Genomic DNA, 17,536 nt, shown 5'->3' with positions numbered 1-17,536 from the left:
GGCAAATTATAAAATTATAAAGCGAAGTAATCCTTTAAAAAGACTGCGATACCGTCTTCTTCGTTCGATTTTGTGACCTTGTTTGCAACGCTTTTTACCCCTTCGATGCCGTTGCCCATCGCCACGCCGCAGCCTGCGAACTCGAGCATTTCAAGGTCGTTGTCTTCATCGCCGAAGGCAATCACCCGCTCAGGCGGTATCCCGTAGTAGTCCGTGATTTTCTCTAAGCCGACCGCTTTATTGATGCCGCTTTTAATCAGTTCGATCACATGCCACGGGGCCGCCCATCTTCTATGGTCGACCATTTCCGCGTGAACGTCTGACAGGTAGGAGCGGATCGCCGGAACATCCTCTTCTTTTGCGTGAATCAGTACGCTTGTCACATCCTGGCCGAGGTTTGTTCTTAAATCTCCGACTGTAATATTCGGGCTGCCCATCGTAAAGACATCAATCAGTTTTTCGTCATGATAATGAAAATAAACATCATCGACAATTTCAGCAAGGATATTATGTACGTTGTACGTCTCGCTGACTTCAATGATCTGTTTGACCACCTCGAGATCAAGAGATGTATGGAAGCGTCCCCAGCTTTGATCTTTAGGATGATGGACAAACGCCCCGTTGAAATTGACGATCGGCGTATCAAGCTGGAGCTGATCATAATACATGGAGCTTGCTCTGAACGGTCTTCCCGTAGAAATGCACACGTAATGTCCATCTTCCCGCAGCTTGCGGATGACTTCGCTGGAGCTTTCCGAGATGGTCTTGTCGTCTTTTAATAATGTACCGTCTAAGTCCAATGCAATTAAATATGGTTTTGTCTCCATAAATGCTCCTTTATTGTGAATTTGAAAGTTCTGACATACCTATAGTGTATCTTTTTACCTTCTTTATTGTCTACATGTTAAACTGATGATGATGGATATCCTAAAAGGAGGAAGAAACAGTCGTGATCATAATCGAGAAGCAACATATTTCAAACATTCCTCTTTTGCATATTGTAAAAGAGGAGAAAAAAGAGAAAGCTCTTCCTCTTGTTTTCTTCATACATGGTTTTACAAGCGCAAAAGAGCATAACCTTCACTTCGCATACCTGCTTGCCGAAAAAGGAATGCGCGTGATTCTGCCCGAGGCTCTCTATCACGGGGAGAGGGATGAACAGCTCACCCAGGAAGAGCTCGCCCCGAGGTTTTGGGAGATTGTCACGAATGAAATCAAAGAGCTCGAAGTGCTGAAAAACCACTTTGAACAGGAAAACCTGATTGAAAAGGGCCGTATCGGCGCCGCCGGAACTTCGATGGGCGGCATTGTCACGCTCGGCGCTTTGACCCAATACGAATGGATTACAACTGCCGTCAGTTTAATGGGCAGTCCCGCCTATGTAGAATTTTTTGATCAGCAGCTCGCATTTATGCGTGAAAAGAAAATTGAACTTCCTTTCACAGAAGAACAAATCGAACGGCAGCGCGAAGAACTGAAGCGTTTTGACTTGAGTCTTCAGCCGGACAAATTGAACACGAGGCCGCTTTTATTTTGGCACGGCAAACAGGATGGCACCGTTCCGTTTGCTTTGACGCGCCGCTTCTATGAATCGATTATTCCGCTGTATGAAGCTCAGCCTGATTTGCTGCATTTTATCGAAGACGAGCGGGCCGGACATAAAGTATCGAGGGAAGGTCTTTTGAAAACAGTCGAATGGTTTGATGCGCACCTGTAAGTACTATCGTTTTAGAAAATGAACGAAGTGCGTTATACTGATGAAAAAAGGAGTGAGGAAGAGTGGATGAAGCATTAAAAGAAAACATCATGGGCGCCCTTGAACAGGTCGTTGACCCTGAGCTGGGCGTCGATATCGTTAATCTCGGCCTTGTATATGACGTGGATATGGATGAGAACGGCAAAACAGACGTGACCATGACTTTGACTTCAATGGGCTGTCCACTGGCGCCGATCATTGTAGATGAAGTCAAAAAAGCGCTGGCAGATATTCCGGAAGTCAAGGAAGTTGACGTTCAAATCGTCTGGAATCCGCCTTGGACACGGGACAAAATGTCGCGATATGCGAAAATCGCACTTGGCATACAATAAACGATTCTAGAGCCTGCTCAACCGTGACAGGCTCTTTCTTTTTCGAATAAGGGAGCCGCCGAAGAGTATCCAGGCAGATCGCCTCTCACGTTATAAAAAAGAACGCTTGTACAAGCGTTCTTTTTTATTGAAAACGGCAACCGGCACATTTTCCGGTTTGAAAAGCGGAGAACCCGGGAAGGGAAGAACGGAGCACGACCAAGCCGAAGAAAAGGACCGCCGACGGGAGGAAAGCACCAATATGAAAGATGAATAAAAAAATATTAAATATACAATTGAATTAATTTTTATTCATGTTATAATGTTAAATAATTTCACAAAGACCAAGAAGGTGAACTTGTTTTGAAAATAGGTGTTATAGGTGCTACTGGCTATGGAGGGGCAGAAATCATGAGGATTATGAGGACTCACCCTTATGCAAGTGAATGCATATTGTATTCATCGAGTGATGAGGGAGCCCGCTATGATGCCGCATACCCGCACCTTGTAAAACTGACAGATCAACATCTGCAACCAATCGAGGTTAAGAAGATTGCGAACGAAATCGATTTTTTATTTATGGCAGCGCCTCCCGGGGTATCCAGCCGGCTGACGCCACAGTTTGATGCATATGACATACCGATTATTGACCTGTCCGCCGATCTTAGGATACAGGACCCAAGCGTCTATGAAAAGTGGTACAAAAGGGAAGCCGCGCCTGAACACGTGCTTCAAAAAGCGGTATACGGACTGTCTGAGCTGAATCGGGAAGACATTAAAACGGCGCAGTACATAGCCAATCCAGGATGTTTTCCGACAGCGGTTCTTCTCGGCTTGGCGCCGCTCGTCAAAAGCGGCAGCATCAACGAATCTTTTGTCATCATCGATGCAAAAACAGGGGTGTCGGGGGCAGGCAGAAAGGCGTCGATGGGCACTCATTTTTCAGAGGTCAATGACAACTTTAAAATATACAAGGTAAACGAACACCAGCACACGCCTGAAATCGAGCAGGCTGTCAAACAGTGGGACTCCGCATTTAAACCGATCACATTCAGCACGCATTTAGTTCCGATGACAAGAGGCATTATGGCGACCATCTATACAGAGCTGAAAGACAGCATGGATGCCGAACAGCTGCAACTTGTTTTTTCTAAATTTTATAAAGATTCGTACTTTGTCAGGGTAAGAGAAAACGGTTCGTACCCTGCAACTAAAGAGGTGTACGGCAGCAATTTTTGCGATATCGGCGTTACCGTTGATGAACGGACGAACAGAGTGACGATCGTGTCAGTGATCGATAACTTGATGAAGGGAGCTGCGGGTCAGGCGGTTCAAAACTTCAACATTATGAACGGCTGGAGCGAAACCGCCGGGCTTGAATTTACGCCAATTTATCCATAAGACGGGAGAGAACAAACTTATGATTCAGGTGAGTCAAGACAGCATAAAAAAAACAGACGGAAGCGTCGCTTCGCCTAAGGGCTATCTGGCAAAAGGGGTCCACTGCGGCCTCCGCTATTCAAAAAAAGATCTTGGAATCATCATCAGCTCAAGACCGGCGGTGAGCGCCGCCGTTTATACCCAAAGCCACTTTCAAGCTGCGCCGATCAAGGTGACGCAGGAAAGCCTCAAAAAAAGCGCGCATCTGCAAGCCGTCATCGTCAACAGTGCCAATGCCAACGCATGCACGGGAGAGCAGGGCTTAAAAGATGCATATGAAATGCGCCGTCAAAGCGCTGATATGCTCGGGATCGAGCCGGAACTGGTGGCCGTGTCCTCAACCGGCGTCATCGGCGAATACCTCAATATGGAGAACATCACAAAAGGCATCAGCCTTCTCGCCGAGACAAAGCCTGCCGAAGGCGATTTCGAAGAAGCGATCTTAACGACGGACACCGTGATCAAACAAACGTGCTATGAACTGATGATCGGAGGACAAAAAGTAACGATCGGCGGAGCGGCCAAAGGGTCGGGGATGATCCACCCGAATATGGCGACAATGCTCGGCTTTGTCACGACAGATGCATGCATCGAAGAAAGCGCGCTGCAAAGGGCATTAAGGGAAATTACGGACGTTTCGTTCAACCAGATAACGGTCGACGGCGACACATCGACTAACGATATGGTGCTCGTCATGGCGAACGGATGCGCCGGAAATGAGCGCCTCCATGAAGAACACGAAGATTGGCCGGTTTTCAAAAAAGGCCTGCAGCTTGTCTGCACAGACCTCGCCAAACAAATCGCGAGAGACGGGGAAGGGGCGACAAAGTTGATCGAGGTTGAAGTGAACGGCGCCAAAAGCAATCTTGAAGCGCAAATCATCGCCAAAAAAATCGTCGGCTCAAACCTTGTAAAAACCGCGGTTTACGGAACGGATGCGAACTGGGGCAGAATCGTTGTCGCGATCGGGGACAGCATGGCTGCTGTGACACCGGAGATGGTGGAAATTCGCCTGGGCGGTCAATGCCTTTTTAAAAATAACGAACCGCAGCCGTTTTCAGAAGAGCTGGCCAAAACATATTTAGAAAACAGCGAAGTGAAAATCGAGGTTTACATGCAGGAAGGTGAAGGAAAGGGTACGGCTTGGGGCTGCGATTTAACTTATGAATACGTCAAAATCAATGCGAGCTATCGTACGTAAAAAGGGGATCACAATGGGGAAAACAATCGTTTTTAAATGCGGCGGAAGCGTCATCCGCGAACTATCGGACGAATTTTTTCAAAATCTGAAAGAGCTGACTGAAAGCGGCTGGAAAATCGCGCTCGTCCACGGGGGCGGACCCGATATTACAAAGATGCTGAAAAAACTCAATATTCGAACCGAATTCGTCAACGGACAGCGCAAGACGACAAAAGCGGTTCTTGAAGTCGCTGAAATGGTCTTGTCCGGTTCGATCAACAAATTTTTCGTTGCTGAGCTGGCAAAGCACGGCCTTCCGGCTGTCGGCGTGTCAGGAAAAGACGGGGGACTGCTCCTCGCTGACTATTTAAATGAAAAAGAATACGGGCAGGTCGGGCGCATTAAAAAAGTAAACGGCCGAATGGCCGAAGCGCTCATGGAAAAAGGGTTTATTCCTGTTATCGCACCGCTCTCGATGACGGATGGCTGTGAGACCTTGAATGTGAACGCCGATTTGGCGGCGTCGGCTGTTGCCGCAGCCTTGCGCGCTGACAAATTGATGTTTGTGACAGATGTCAAAGGGATTATGAAAAACGAAGAAATGCTGAAAGAGCTGACGTCCGAAGACATTGAAAGCCTGATTGCTGAGGGTGTGATCTCGGGAGGCATGATACCAAAAGTACATTCCGCAAAAGAAGCTCTCACAGATGAAGTGAATGAAGTGATGATTGTGAGCGGGAAAGGATCTTTCCTGACGAAAGACGATTTCATCGGCACTAAAATCATCAAACAAAAGGAGGCCGTATCGTGAGTCACTTATTTCAGACGTACAGCCGCTGGAATATCAATATTAAAAAAGCGAAAGGCACGATCGTTCAGGATGAGAAGGGGAACGCCTATCTCGATTTCGTCCAGGGAATCGCGGTCTGCAATCTCGGGCATTGCCCTGATTCAGTAACAGCTGCTGTCAAAAAACAGCTTGATGATGTCTGGCATGTTTCCAATTTGTTTCAAAATGAGCTTCAAGAACAGGTTGCACAGCTCCTTGCGAAAAACAGTGCAGGCGATCTTGTCTTCTTTTGCAACAGCGGGGCGGAAGCGAATGAAGGGGCGGTAAAGCTTGCGCGAAAACATACGCAAAAAACAAAAATCGTAACGTTTCAGCAATCGTTCCACGGACGCACGTATGCGGGAATGGCCGCAACCGGACAGGAAAAGATCAAGCTTGGATTCGGACCGATGCTTGAAGGATTCCATTACCTCCCTTACAACGAGCCGAAAGCATTTGCCGAATTGCAGGACGAAAAAGATATCGCGGCAGTGATGCTGGAGCCGATACAAGGCGAAGGCGGCGTCATCCCGGCGAGCAGAGAGTTTCTGCAGAGCGTTCAAGATTTTTGCCGCGATAAGCAGGCTCTCCTTATCATTGACGAAGTTCAAACCGGAATCGGCCGCACCGGTAAAGCTTTCGGATACGAACACGAAGGGCTCTCACCCGATATCATCACCGTCGCGAAAGGGCTAGGCAGCGGTTTTCCGGTCGGAGCGGTCATCGGGAAAAAAGAGCTTTCAGAAGCGTTCTCGCCGGGTTCCCACGGCACGACATTCGGAGGGAACATGCTGGCGATGGCTGCTGCAAACGCCACGTTGGAGACCATTTTTGAGAGCAGTTTTCTCGAAGAAGTGAGCGCCAAAGGAGCATTTTTGCATCAACAGCTGAAAGATAAGCTCCAATTTCCGCTTGTGAAAGATATCCGTGGGAAAGGGCTGATCGCCGGAATCGAGTGCAAAGAACCCGTGCAGCCGCTGATCGAAGCGCTTCAAAAGGAAGGGTTGCTCGTTCTTCCTGCGGGTCCGAACGTCATCAGACTCCTGCCGCCATTGACGGTTGCGAAAAGCGAAATCAAAGCGGCCGTGGAGAAGCTGAAAGCTGTCATGGCAAATCATTCGGTTGTAAAACGGTAATTTTTTTTCGATATGTCGGTATAAAAATTCATGAATATCATTATTTATTCATCAAAGGTGGGCATAAGATGGAAGGATATTTAGTTCTTGAAGATGGTACATCCTTCAGCGGTGAACTGGACGGTCTTGACGGATGCACCGGTGAAGTCGTCTTTTTTACGGGCATGACCGGTTATCAGGAGGTTTTGACAGACCCTTCATATAAAGGCCAGATTATTGTCTTTACGTATCCGCTGATCGGCAACTACGGAATCAATGAAAGCGATGATGAAAGCAAACGGCCACAGGTGAAAGGTGTTGTCGTCTATGAAGCGTGCGACAGGTTTTCCCACCATCAGGCGACAGAAAGCCTTCGGGAATACTTGGCAAAGTGGGATGTTCCGCTTTTGTCGCACGTGGACACAAGAGCGGTTGTTCAGCATATCAGGGCAAAGGGGACGCTGAATGCCAAATTGACAAAACAAAAGGACGGCATTCCGGCTCCGCGCCAGCTGGAAAACTATGCGGCACAGGTTGCCGGACAAAACGAAAATGGCCCTTATGGGGAAGGGAATGCGCATATTGCGCTGATCGATTTCGGCTATAAAAAGTCGATCGCTTCATCGCTTGCAAACCGGGGCTGCAAAGTAACGGTCGTTCCCTATCAAGAGATGGACGGCATTTCAAAGCTAAATCCGGACGGGATCGTCCTTTCAAACGGGCCGGGCGATCCGAAAGCGATCCTTCCATATATGGATGCGCTCCGGGATATCATCTCTTCATATCCGACTCTCGGCATCTGCCTCGGGCATCAGCTGATCGCTCTCGCATTCGGAAGCGATACGTATAAGCTTCCGTTTGGCCACAGGGGAGCCAATCATCCGGTCATGGACAAAGAGACCGGACGCGTGTTCATGACAAGCCAAAATCACAGCTATGTCGTGGATCGGGACACGATCAGCCAAAATGAATTTTCCGTCAGGTTTCATCATGTCAACGACGGTTCAGTAGAAGGGCTGATGCATAAAACACTGCCTGTCATATCCGTTCAGTTTCATCCGGAAGCCCATCCGGGACCGGCTGAAAGCGAATGGATATTCGGCGAATATTTGCAGAAATTGAACGAAGCAAGGAGAGAGATCGCCCATGCCTAAAGATCAAACCATCAAAAGCATTCTCGTTATCGGATCTGGGCCGATTATCATCGGGCAGGCCGCTGAATTCGACTACTCCGGAACACAGGGCTGCATGGCGCTGAAAAGCGAAGGCTACCGGGTGATTCTCGTCAACAGCAACCCGGCGACAATCATGACCGATGAATCTTTTGCAGATGAAATCTATTTTGAGCCTTTGACAATGGAAAGCCTCACACAAATTATCAAGCGCGAAAAACCGGACGGACTGCTCGCCAATCTGGGCGGACAGACAGCGCTGAATTTAGCTGTCGAGCTCGAAAAGGCAGGCATTCTTAAAGCATACGGAGTGAAGCTGCTTGGAACATCTGTCGATACGATCGAAAAGGGTGAAGACAGGGAAAAGTTCCGCGCCTTGATGAAAGAGCTGAACGAACCTGTGCCGGATTCAGAAATCGTTGACAATCAAGATGATGCGCTTCGTTTTGCGCTCTCAATCGGTTTTCCGATTATCGTGCGGCCGGCCTATACACTGGGCGGAAAAGGAGGCGGCATCGCGGCGACGAAAGAGGAGTTTCTGCCTTTAATCGAAAGCGCCCTCCTCGCAAGCCCGATCCATCAATGCCTTGTCGAAAAAAGCATTGCCGGTTTTAAAGAAATCGAATACGAAGTCATGCGTGACAGAAACAATACATGCATTACCGTCTGCAATATGGAAAACATCGATCCGGTCGGCGTCCATACGGGGGATTCGATCGTTGTCGCCCCGTCGCAGACATTAACGGATGCGGACTATCAAATGCTGCGTTCTGCCAGCTTAAAGATCATTTCCGCGCTCGATGTTGTCGGCGGCTGCAACATTCAATTCGCCCTTGACCCGGAGAGCAAAAACTATTATGTCATCGAGGTTAATCCGAGAGTAAGCCGTTCATCAGCGCTCGCCTCAAAAGCGACCGGCTATCCGATCGCAAAAATGGCGGCTAAACTGGCAGTCGGCTACACGCTTGCCGAGCTGAAAAATCCGCTCACAGATTCGACGTATGCAAGCTTCGAGCCTGCGCTTGACTATGTCGTCGTCAAATTTCCGCGCTGGCCGTTTGACAAATTCAAACATGCCGACCGTAAGCTCGGCACGAAAATGAAAGCGACAGGGGAAGTCATGGCGATTGACCGTAATCTTGAAGCGGCCCTGCAAAAAGCCGTCGCATCCCTTGAGCTGAAAACGTCAGGAACACATTTGCCCGAACTTGGCGGCGTATCTTCAGAAGTGTTGTGGAAGCTGCTTGAGACCCCTGATGACCGTCGTTTCTTTGCGGTTATGGAGCTGCTGAGCAGGGGGACTTCCATCAGCGAGATACACGAGAAAACGAAAATTGATGATTATTTCCTTCATGTCTTTTCTAACATCATTGAGCTGGAAAACTCGTTAATGGAGCAGGGGGACGCGCTGTCCGTCAGCCTTTTGCAAAAGGTGAAAGAAAAGGGATTTACCGACTTTACGATCGCTTCCCTTACCGGAAAGACGGAAGAAGAAGTGCGTGCGCTCCGCAAAAAAATGGGCATTACTGCATCCTTTAAAATCGTCGATACATGCGCAGCTGAATTTGATGCGAAGACAAACTATTTTTATTCAACGTATTTCGGGAAAAGCGACGGAGACATCTCTCGAAAAACGAAAAAGCGGGCATTGATCATCGGTTCAGGCCCAATTCGGATCGGCCAGGGGGTCGAGTTTGACTACAGCGCCGTTCATAGCGTAATGACGCTGAAACACCTCGGGTTTGAAACGATCATGCTGAACAACAACCCGGAAACCGTCAGCACGGATTATGAAATGGCAGACCGTCTGTACTTTGAACCGATTACACCCGAGCATATTCTCAATGTCGCTGAAGCAGAAGACATTGACTTTGCGATTGTTCAATTCGGCGGCCAATCTGCCATCAATGTAGCGGAAGCGATTGAAAAAGCGGGTATCACCCTGCTTGGAACATCATCGGAAACCCTTGACATACTTGAAGACCGCGATCAATTTTATCAGCTTCTTGACGAGCTCGGCATCTCCCATGCCAAAGGAGAAACGGCTTCATCAAAAGCGGAAGCGGTGCAGAAAGCAAACGAAATCGGCTATCCTGTGCTGATCAGGCCGTCATATGTGATCGGCGGAATGGGCATGATGATCGTTCACTCTGAAGCGGAGCTCAGAGAGCTGCTGGGCGGAGCATCGCAAATGCCTTACCCGATTCTGATCGATCAATACGTATCCGGAAAAGAGTTTGAAATCGACCTTGTCAGCGATGGCGACGATCTTTATATCCCGACTTTTATCGAGCATATTGAAAAAGCGGGCGTGCATTCAGGTGACAGCTACGCGATTTTGCCGGGGCCTTCGGTCACTCCGGAGATGAAAAGCGCCGCTCGGGATGCTGCCGCAAAAATTGTCCGCAAGCTCGGATTTAAAGGCATTATGAACATTCAATTTATAGCGGACGCGGATGAACTGCTCATCCTTGAAGTCAATCCGAGGGCGAGCCGGACAGTTCCGGTTGTCAGCAAAGTGATGGGAGTTCCGATGATCCCGCTTGCGGCGAAACTGTTAGCCGGTTCGTCACTCAAAGAATTGAAGCCCTCCGCCAAAAATTCACGCGGCGTTGCCGTGAAGTTCCCTGTCTTTTCATCACACGCTATTCAGGATGTCGATTTGAAGCTTGGGCCGGAAATGAAATCGACCGGTGAAGGCATGTATGTCGGCTTCAATCCGGAAAGCGCCCTGAAGAAAATCTTTGCGGGAATCTGGCAAACGAAAGGCTGCATTTACATGGAAGGGGCCGGGGAACTCTGTTCTCTCGCAGAGCAGGCGGGCTTCACCGTACAGTCGGACGATTTTCCGGGCTGGATCAAACGGAAAGACAAAGCGCTGCACATCCATTTAGCTGAGTCAAAAGAGGCGAGAAAGCAGCGGATGGAAGCCGTCACCCACGGTGTGGCGGTGATGACGGAGGAAGAGACGGTGCGGGCATTTTTGACGAGCGGGCATGGAACGACTAAAGCCGTGTCGCTAAAAGATTTATATAAAAAGGAAGTGGAGACATGTCTACTGTAAACATCGGGGCGACCCGGGAGATCAATCTGTCGGGCAAGGATTTTTTAAGCCTCAAGGACTTTTCAAAAGAAGAGATCGTCTATTTGCTGAAAGAGGCAGCAGCAATGAAGCAAAATAAAATTCAAGACATCTTTAAAGGAAAAACATTGGCGATGATCTTTGAAAAATCGTCGACGAGAACGCGCGTATCGTTTGAAGCTGGAATGGCGCAGCTCGGCGGAAACGCCCTGTTTTTAAGCAGTAAAGACATGCAGCTGGGCAGAGGGGAAACGATCGCAGATACCGCGAAAGTGCTTTCGCGGTATGTCGACGCGATCATGATCCGCACATTCGAACACGAAAAAGTCGAAGAGCTTGCCAAGCACGCCGAGATTCCAGTGATCAACGGATTGACTGATCTTTTTCATCCGTGTCAGGCGCTTAGTGACCTCTTGACGATGCAAGAGATGAAAGGAACATTAAAAGGGCTGAAAGCCGTTTATGTTGGAGACGGAAACAATGTCGCACATTCGCTGTTAATCGGCTGCGCGAAGGTGGGATGCGACATTACGGTGGCTTCGCCTAAAGGGTATGAGCCGAATCAGGACGTGGTAAAACTGGCCGAGGCATTCGCCGAAGAATCCGGAGCGGCCGTCACAATCACAAATGACCCCGTGTCAGCCGTTCAACAAGCGGATGTCATCTATTCCGATGTTTTTACAAGCATGGGTCAGGAGGAGGAAGCCGAAGAACGGATGAACATCTTTGCTCCTTACCAAGTCAACGGAACGCTTGTCTCCCATGCCAAACCGGATTACGTCTTTTTGCACTGCCTTCCTGCCCACCGGGAGGAAGAGGTCACTGCAGAGATCATCGACGGTCCGAATTCAGCGGTATTTCAGCAGGCTGAAAACCGCCTGCACGTCCAGAAAGCTTTATTAAAAGCACTGTTATCTTAAATAAAAAACAGCTGATCAGTTGATCAGCTGTTTTTTAGGCGAATATCAAAACGGCGATGCCGATGACAAAGCAGTAAATTGAGAAATAAACCAAGTTTCCTTTCGCCATAATATTCATGAACCAGCGCAATGAGAAGTATGTAGCTATAATCGATGCGATGAACGCAAACAAATAAGGAAGGAAAAGCTCTCCTAAACGCGGATCATGAAAAATATCGGTAATGCTTAAAATGGTTCCGCCAAGGCTGACCGGTATGTACAGTAAAAATGAAAACCTGAGCGCAGTTTCAGATTTGAGGCCGAGCGCCATCGCAGGAACGATCGTCGCTCCCGAACGGCTGATGCCGGGAACAAGTGCAACCATTTGCGACAAGCCGATGATCACGGCGTCTCTCAGTCTGATTTCGCCGTCGTTTTTCCGGCCGCGCAAATTTCGAATGAGAAACAATGCCAGACCCGTGATCAGCAAAGTAACCGCGGTGATCCGGACGCCGTCTTTAAAGAAAGCCGAAATCTCATCATCATATAAAACGCCGATGACACCGGCAGGAATCGTGGCGATGATCAGATAGATGATAAACCTGAAGTCCGCTTTTCCTTTTTCATTTTTTGATGTGACATAAGACAGCCCGTTTACCGCCAGCCTGAAAATATCGTTTTTATAAACGAGAAGTACGGCAATTAAAGAACCGGCATTCATCAAAAGCTCAAAACTGAAGCCTTCAATGTTCAAGCCCAAAAAGTGCTGTGCCAGCACTAAGTGGCCGCTTGACGAAACAGGGATCGGCTCTGTGAATCCCTGAAGCAACCCTAAAAGGATATACTTGATCAACATTAAAAAATCCATGATATTCCTCCGTTTCCCACAAGTTGTGACGCCCTTTTAAAAGACGGAATGAACGGGCGATTCGTTTCAATTTTCGGAACGCTTTTCTCATTAAACTATACAAAGCAAACAAATGTAAAGATAAAATCGACATGTTTTTTGAGAGAACGGGGCAATCTAATGGTAAAAGGGAGTGAAGCAAATGGGACAGCAGCGTCAATTCCGGCCGGGCCAAAAAGCGCCCAATAATGGAGTGTATGTGGAGATCGGCGAAACGGGAAGCATGGTTCAGAACCCTCAGCAAATCAAATTGAGCGCCGGCGAGTTCTTCCCTGAAACCTCCAACCATAACCGGCTCTGGACATATAAAAGAAAGCCTTAAAAAACAGCCGTCGGTATTTTCGGACGGCTGCCTGCCTAAAGCAAAAAAACCCCGCTTTTTAAAGCCGGGGTTTTAATGTTGACTTGCATCCTGTTTAACAGGCATAATTTCTCCAAGAACAATAACGGCTGCGGTGATGATAAAGCCCATAATGACACTGGTTTGAAGGTCATACCCAGCACCGTTCATGGCGCCGACAATGTAGCAGGCCATCTGCGTCAAAAGAAATGTCCAGAAAAAAGCGACCACAAATCGCATGTTTCCCACCTCGTCCTTCTCATTCAATTCTAAAACTTATCATACCATATACATAGCCAGCTGGAAAAGACATTTTAGTGAACAAGACAGGGCTTTCAACCCTGATTTCAGAAATATCAGAAAGGGCATTTAATTAAAGTTCATTTTTCATCATGTAGACTGGGACTTTTCCTTATTCGTTTGATGCACGTACGACATAAAATAATGAGCAGATTACGGCAGGAAGGAGGCAGGCAAGTGATGAAAATAACCGAACGTTTTTTTCAAGTGGATTCAGAATGGAATGTGGTTCATCTTCCGTACAGACCGAACGGTTTTCTGGTGTTCATTTTCGGCGACCGGAACCATTTCGTCGGGGAAGATTCGAGCTTCTGGCTTCAGCATTACGGGAGGAATCAGCTTCTAACGGGCCTGAGAAACAAAGGCTATACACTGGTAAACAGCAATTTATTCGGCCGGCACTGGGGCTCCGAAAAAGCGGTTGCATACGCCAAACAGCTGATACATTACGTGTTCAAACAAGAGATTTTAAATAAAAAAATTCATCTATTGGCGGAAGGCACAGGCGCGCTTATTGCAGATGAACTCCTTCGCTCGATCCCGAACCAAATACGTTCTGCAGCGATGGTTAATCCTTGCCTCGATCTTCAGGCTCATCATAAACGAGAAAAAGAAAACAAGTTTTTCTACAAACAGTTTATTAAAGAAATTGCCGAAAGCTACGGAATTTCGGAGCGGGAGGCTGCCGATTATCCGTTCAAAAGCATCTCCCCTTATCACAATCTCGTGCCTGTCCATATTTGGCAAAGGCTGAACGGCTCACCGTATCCGTATATGATTCATGCCAAAACGTTTGAGGAGCGTCAGCTTAAAGGCCGTCACAGCGTGGGGCTCACCCTGCACCTGTCTGAACATCCTCAGCGCATTCATTCAGCAATCGCGAACTTTTTCAAAACGCATGAAAAAGTCTTATAGAGAATAGAATAATAGCAGCCCGCAAATGGTAAAAAGGGCTGTTTTTTGCTTGGTTAAAAAAGCTGAAACGAAAGGTGGTCCATCGAATGAAGCCGGCACTTGTATATGGAGCAGATGAGTTCTTCGGCCTTTCATTTTGTGAACATCTTCTTGAAGAGGGTGTAAATATAGATGTCAAGTTGGAGCAGACAAGCGACGAAAAAAAGTTGATGTACCTCGAAGAGCGGCTGATGTGGCTGGGAAGAAACCAGCATTTCCGCCTCATCGAAAAAGAGCTTGAAGCCCCGTACGAACAAGTCTTCATCCAATACACAGGCTCCGTGCCGGAAGAAGCGTTGGCTGCAGGCGTTGAAAACAAGCCTGTTATTCTGTTTGTCTATCAAGAACAATTCGAAGAGGCTTTACGGGCAAGCATGGAGGAAAAGGGGGTTGAACTGATTGTGCTTCCGGATCTGTTCGGTCCGTGGGACGTCAGGGCCGAGGATAAACAAAACAGGGACGGAGCGCTTTTTGTAAACGACGCGGCCGCACAAGCCGCTGCCTGTGCTGTCGAAAAAGACTTTTCAGCATTGCGGTTTGTACAGAGGACGCCATACGACAAAGCCGATGAGATCATTAAAGAATGGAACAGACAAATGTCTACATTTTTCGACAAAAAATAAGAAAGATCTTCCTAATTTACACTTGAAAGGATACAATAAAGATAGATTTGAATTGCTTTTTTTTCGAAAGGGAGTTGAACATGGCATGGTGTACAGGCTTGTCGCGATTTTTTTCATTCTCCTGACGCTAAGCGGCTGCGGACAATCGCCGCTGAAAGGGAAAATTGAAAAAGTCGGTTTGCTTGTCCCTGATACGATAAGTGATCAAGTATGGGGAACCAAAGGATATAAAGGATTATTAAGAATACAATCCGTCTACAATGTCGACGTCTATTATAAAGAAGGAATCAACAATGATGCGGCCATTAAAATGGCTGTAGAAGATTTTCACAAAAAAGGCGTCAACCTCATCTACGGGCACGGAAGCGAATACGAAAAAGCCTTTAATGAGATATGCAAAGATTATCCTGATATTCATTTTGTTTTAATGAACTCTAAAGCCGAACACCAAAATGTGACAAGCATATCGCTTGAAGGCGAAGCGATGGGATTTTTCGGCGGAATGACGGCGGCCCATCAGTCAAAAACAAAGAAAATCGGAGTCCTCGCAACGTATAAATGGCAGCCTGAAGTAGAAGGGTTTGCAGAAGGAGCAAAATACCTCGATCCGGACATTGAGGTGATGACAGAATATGTCGGCCAGTGGGACGACAGTGAAAATGCCGTCAAACTGTATGAAAAAATGAAGGAGGCAGGCGCGGATGTTGTGTATCCGGCCGGAGACGGGTATAATGTCCCTGTCATTGAACAAATCAAAAAGGACGGGCTGTACGCTATCGGCTATGTAAGCGACCAGTCGGAATTGGGTGAGAATGTCGTTTTGACAAGCACCATACAGCATGTAGACGACGCTTATGAACTCACCGCCGACGAATTTAATAAAGGAACGCTTAAAGGCGGCAAGCGGTCATTTGACATTCAAGAAGGCGTCATCGAGATGGGGAAATTCAGCCCTGTTGTCGATCAGTCATTTCAAGAAGAGATGAAACGGCTGATTGACGAATACAAAAAAACGAACAAACTGCCAAACGAACATTGAGGTGATCAAAGTGCACGAAAAATCGATGGAATTTTTGCAAATTGCTATGAAATACGTTCCGGAAGCGAAGGCAGAGATGGAGAAAGCGGGAATCGAACTTTCGCCGGAAATGCTTGAGCCGTTCATGAACTTGTTTACAAAAGTGATGGCCGAGGCTTACGAGCTCGGTAAAGCGGACGCCGGTTCAGACGCCTGATGGAACGCCCGCAAACGGTTAAAAAGCCACTTTTCAGAAGAAGTGGCTTTTTTATATCTTATTTTTCAAAGCGCTGACCATTGACCCGATTTCTTTAAACACGGGCTTCAGCTCATCGATCGAATCCATGATTTGTCCGACTTGATTTAACACGTGCATGTAATCGGCTTCCTGGGAAACTTCAGCGTCTTCGGCGGTTTCAGTCTCCGCCTCCGGCTCTTCTTCATGCCTGCCGGGTGCGTTTGCACCAAACATCATTTTTGTGAAAAAATCGTCGTTCGCCACTCTTCATCTCCTCCTTTTTCATATATATCACTACTATATGAAGGTTTTGGTCTGCTAGATTAGACGAATATATTGCCAACTAAAAAAAAATAGGGTAGGATTAGTACCAGATACTAATAATTACTCATAACATTAGTTGGAAAAAATCATGAATAAAGGAGTCTTTCCTATGAAAGCTGGAATTATTGGAATCGGCCGGTACATCCCTGAAAAGGTGCTGACCAATTTCGACTTGGAAAAAATGGTTGAAACTTCTGACGAGTGGATTCGTACAAGAACAGGCATAGAAGAAAGAAGAATCGCAGCCGAAGATGAGATGACGTCCGACATGGCTGTCGCCGCCGCGAGAAGAGCGATGGAAGATGCAAACATCGAGGCGGAAGATCTTGATATGATTCTCGTCGCCACCGTTACTCCTGATCAGGCATTTCCGACAGTGTCCTGCATGATTCAAGAAAAGCTCGGCGCATTCAATGCCTGTGCAATGGATATCAGCGCAGCGTGCGCCGGTTTTATGTACGGCTTAGTCACTGGAAAACAGTTTATTGAAGCCGGAACGTATAAGCATGTGCTTGTCATCGGAGTTGAAAAGCTCTCAAGCATTACGGACTGGGATGACCGCAATACCGCTGTTCTGTTCGGAGACGGTGCGGGCGCCGCAGTTGTCGGGCCTGTCAGCGACGATAAAGGGATTCTGTCCTTTGAGCTCGGTGCAGACGGCAGAGGCGGAAAGCACTTGTACTTGGATGAAAAAGATCATACAATCATGAATGGCAGAGAAGTGTTCAAGTTTGCCGTCCGCCAAATGGGTGAATCCAGTGTAAATGTTATTGAAAAAGCCGGATTATCCAAAGAGGATGTCGACTTTTTGGTGCCGCATCAAGCCAACATCCGGATCATGGAAGCGGCGCGCGAACGTTTGGAGCTTCCAGTCGAAAAAATGTCTAAAACGGTTCATAAATACGGAAACACATCAGCTGCTTCTATTCCGATTTCTCTTGTGGAAGAGCTTGAAGCTGGTAAAATAAAAGACGGTGACGTCATTGTGATGGTCGGCTTCGGCGGAGGTTTGACATGGGGAGCCATCGCCATGCGCTGGGGCCGCTAA

The 17,536-nt window shown here is 47.6% G+C and carries 19 protein-coding genes; 15 read left to right on the top strand and 4 right to left on the bottom strand.

Annotated features, from left to right (window positions below):
- Positions 1-14: 14 nt before the first annotated feature.
- Positions 15-827, bottom strand: coding sequence for a Cof-type HAD-IIB family hydrolase (locus H2R00_RS09000; protein ID WP_176276000.1), 813 nt, complete (start codon positions 825-827; stop codon positions 15-17).
- Positions 828-949: 122 nt separating this feature from the next.
- Here H2R00_RS09000 and H2R00_RS08995 point away from each other — a divergent pair, with 122 nt between their 5' ends.
- The 9 genes from H2R00_RS08995 to argF all read left to right on the top strand — a co-directional run bounded on the left by H2R00_RS08995 (position 950) and on the right by argF (position 11,805).
- Positions 950-1,717 carry a prolyl oligopeptidase family serine peptidase gene (locus tag H2R00_RS08995; RefSeq protein ID WP_182070878.1) on the top strand — a complete coding sequence of 256 codons (768 nt, stop codon included), beginning with the start codon at positions 950-952 and terminating at the stop codon, positions 1,715-1,717.
- Positions 1,718-1,779: 62 nt separating this feature from the next.
- Positions 1,780-2,088, top strand: coding sequence for a metal-sulfur cluster assembly factor (locus H2R00_RS08990; RefSeq protein ID WP_075754968.1), 309 nt, complete (start codon positions 1,780-1,782; stop codon positions 2,086-2,088).
- A gap of 342 nt (positions 2,089-2,430) precedes the next feature.
- Positions 2,431-3,468 (top strand): N-acetyl-gamma-glutamyl-phosphate reductase, encoded by a 1,038-nt coding sequence (gene argC, locus H2R00_RS08985; RefSeq protein ID WP_182070877.1) that lies wholly within the window; start codon positions 2,431-2,433, stop codon positions 3,466-3,468.
- 19 nt (positions 3,469-3,487) lie between these two features.
- Positions 3,488-4,708 (top strand): bifunctional ornithine acetyltransferase/N-acetylglutamate synthase, encoded by a 1,221-nt coding sequence (gene argJ / locus H2R00_RS08980; RefSeq protein WP_182070876.1) that lies wholly within the window; start codon positions 3,488-3,490, stop codon positions 4,706-4,708.
- Positions 4,709-4,721: 13 nt separating this feature from the next.
- Positions 4,722-5,498, top strand: coding sequence for an acetylglutamate kinase (gene argB / locus H2R00_RS08975; protein ID WP_182070875.1), 777 nt, complete (start codon positions 4,722-4,724; stop codon positions 5,496-5,498).
- Positions 5,495-6,652, top strand: a complete 1,158-nt coding sequence (locus H2R00_RS08970; RefSeq protein ID WP_244958302.1) for an acetylornithine transaminase — start codon at positions 5,495-5,497, stop codon at positions 6,650-6,652. The genes argB and H2R00_RS08970 overlap by 4 nt, the downstream gene beginning before the upstream one ends.
- Before the next feature lie 68 nt (positions 6,653-6,720).
- Entirely contained in the window at positions 6,721-7,785 is a 1,065-nt protein-coding gene (locus H2R00_RS08965) for a carbamoyl phosphate synthase small subunit (protein ID WP_182070874.1), read from the top strand.
- Complete coding sequence (locus tag H2R00_RS08960; protein ID WP_182070873.1) at positions 7,778-10,867, top strand: carbamoyl-phosphate synthase (glutamine-hydrolyzing) large subunit; 3,090 nt, start codon at positions 7,778-7,780, stop codon at positions 10,865-10,867. The genes H2R00_RS08965 and H2R00_RS08960 overlap by 8 nt, the downstream gene beginning before the upstream one ends.
- Positions 10,855-11,805, top strand: coding sequence for an ornithine carbamoyltransferase (gene argF / locus H2R00_RS08955; protein WP_154997991.1), 951 nt, complete (start codon positions 10,855-10,857; stop codon positions 11,803-11,805). The genes H2R00_RS08960 and argF overlap by 13 nt, the downstream gene beginning before the upstream one ends.
- Before the next feature lie 34 nt (positions 11,806-11,839).
- Here the strand turns inward: argF and H2R00_RS08950 are convergent, their stop codons facing one another.
- On the bottom strand, positions 11,840-12,652 hold the full coding sequence (locus H2R00_RS08950; protein ID WP_182070872.1) for an undecaprenyl-diphosphate phosphatase: 813 nt from the start codon (positions 12,650-12,652) through the stop codon (positions 11,840-11,842).
- Between the two features lie 181 nt (positions 12,653-12,833).
- Between H2R00_RS08950 and H2R00_RS08945 the strand changes: the two genes are divergently transcribed.
- A complete protein-coding gene (locus H2R00_RS08945; RefSeq protein WP_003180573.1) occupies positions 12,834-13,013 on the top strand; it encodes a YjzC family protein in 180 nt (59 codons plus the stop codon).
- Positions 13,014-13,085: 72 nt separating this feature from the next.
- Here the strand turns inward: H2R00_RS08945 and H2R00_RS08940 are convergent, their stop codons facing one another.
- Complete coding sequence (locus H2R00_RS08940; protein WP_003180576.1) at positions 13,086-13,271, bottom strand: YjzD family protein; 186 nt, start codon at positions 13,269-13,271, stop codon at positions 13,086-13,088.
- Positions 13,272-13,511: 240 nt separating this feature from the next.
- On the opposite strand from H2R00_RS08940, the gene H2R00_RS08935 reads away from it, so the two are divergent.
- From H2R00_RS08935 to H2R00_RS08920, 4 genes are all read left to right on the top strand, one after another.
- A complete protein-coding gene (locus tag H2R00_RS08935; protein ID WP_154998011.1) occupies positions 13,512-14,246 on the top strand; it encodes a hypothetical protein in 735 nt (244 codons plus the stop codon).
- 86 nt (positions 14,247-14,332) lie between these two features.
- A complete protein-coding gene (locus H2R00_RS08930; RefSeq protein ID WP_073426281.1) occupies positions 14,333-14,908 on the top strand; it encodes a hypothetical protein in 576 nt (191 codons plus the stop codon).
- 85 nt (positions 14,909-14,993) lie between these two features.
- On the top strand, positions 14,994-15,947 hold the full coding sequence (locus H2R00_RS08925) for a BMP family ABC transporter substrate-binding protein (protein ID WP_073426282.1): 954 nt from the start codon (positions 14,994-14,996) through the stop codon (positions 15,945-15,947).
- A gap of 25 nt (positions 15,948-15,972) precedes the next feature.
- Complete coding sequence (locus H2R00_RS08920) at positions 15,973-16,143, top strand: ComZ family protein (RefSeq protein ID WP_073426311.1); 171 nt, start codon at positions 15,973-15,975, stop codon at positions 16,141-16,143.
- 51 nt (positions 16,144-16,194) lie between these two features.
- Here the strand turns inward: H2R00_RS08920 and H2R00_RS08915 are convergent, their stop codons facing one another.
- Positions 16,195-16,428 carry a hypothetical protein gene (locus H2R00_RS08915; RefSeq protein ID WP_154997989.1) on the bottom strand — a complete coding sequence of 78 codons (234 nt, stop codon included), beginning with the start codon at positions 16,426-16,428 and terminating at the stop codon, positions 16,195-16,197.
- 169 nt (positions 16,429-16,597) lie between these two features.
- Here H2R00_RS08915 and H2R00_RS08910 point away from each other — a divergent pair, with 169 nt between their 5' ends.
- A complete protein-coding gene (locus H2R00_RS08910) occupies positions 16,598-17,536 on the top strand; it encodes a beta-ketoacyl-ACP synthase III (protein ID WP_073426284.1) in 939 nt (312 codons plus the stop codon).

Origin of the sequence: Bacillus haynesii (genome assembly GCF_014042035.1) — a bacterium.
Lineage (GTDB): Bacteria > Bacillota > Bacilli > Bacillales > Bacillaceae > Bacillus > Bacillus haynesii.
This window is presented reverse-complemented; position numbering and strand designations above follow the sequence as displayed.

Bases quoted from the DNA above. Each gene is read 5' to 3' on its own strand.
- H2R00_RS09000 (WP_176276000.1), bottom strand. From the start codon at position 827: ATGGAGACAAAACCATATTTAATTGCATTGGACTTAGACGGTACATTA.
- argJ (WP_182070876.1), top strand. From the start codon at position 3,488: ATGATTCAGGTGAGTCAAGACAGCATAAAAAAAACAGACGGAAGCGTC.
- argB (WP_182070875.1), top strand. From the start codon at position 4,722: ATGGGGAAAACAATCGTTTTTAAATGCGGCGGAAGCGTCATCCGCGAA.
- H2R00_RS08965 (WP_182070874.1), top strand. From the start codon at position 6,721: ATGGAAGGATATTTAGTTCTTGAAGATGGTACATCCTTCAGCGGTGAA.
- H2R00_RS08960 (WP_182070873.1), top strand. From the start codon at position 7,778: ATGCCTAAAGATCAAACCATCAAAAGCATTCTCGTTATCGGATCTGGG.
- argF (WP_154997991.1), top strand. From the start codon at position 10,855: ATGTCTACTGTAAACATCGGGGCGACCCGGGAGATCAATCTGTCGGGC.
- H2R00_RS08950 (WP_182070872.1), bottom strand. From the start codon at position 12,652: ATGGATTTTTTAATGTTGATCAAGTATATCCTTTTAGGGTTGCTTCAG.
- H2R00_RS08945 (WP_003180573.1), top strand. From the start codon at position 12,834: ATGGGACAGCAGCGTCAATTCCGGCCGGGCCAAAAAGCGCCCAATAAT.
- H2R00_RS08940 (WP_003180576.1), bottom strand. From the start codon at position 13,271: ATGCGATTTGTGGTCGCTTTTTTCTGGACATTTCTTTTGACGCAGATG.
- H2R00_RS08935 (WP_154998011.1), top strand. From the start codon at position 13,512: ATGAAAATAACCGAACGTTTTTTTCAAGTGGATTCAGAATGGAATGTG.
- H2R00_RS08930 (WP_073426281.1), top strand. From the start codon at position 14,333: ATGAAGCCGGCACTTGTATATGGAGCAGATGAGTTCTTCGGCCTTTCA.
- H2R00_RS08925 (WP_073426282.1), top strand. From the start codon at position 14,994: ATGGTGTACAGGCTTGTCGCGATTTTTTTCATTCTCCTGACGCTAAGC.
- H2R00_RS08920 (WP_073426311.1), top strand. From the start codon at position 15,973: ATGGAATTTTTGCAAATTGCTATGAAATACGTTCCGGAAGCGAAGGCA.
- H2R00_RS08910 (WP_073426284.1), top strand. From the start codon at position 16,598: ATGAAAGCTGGAATTATTGGAATCGGCCGGTACATCCCTGAAAAGGTG.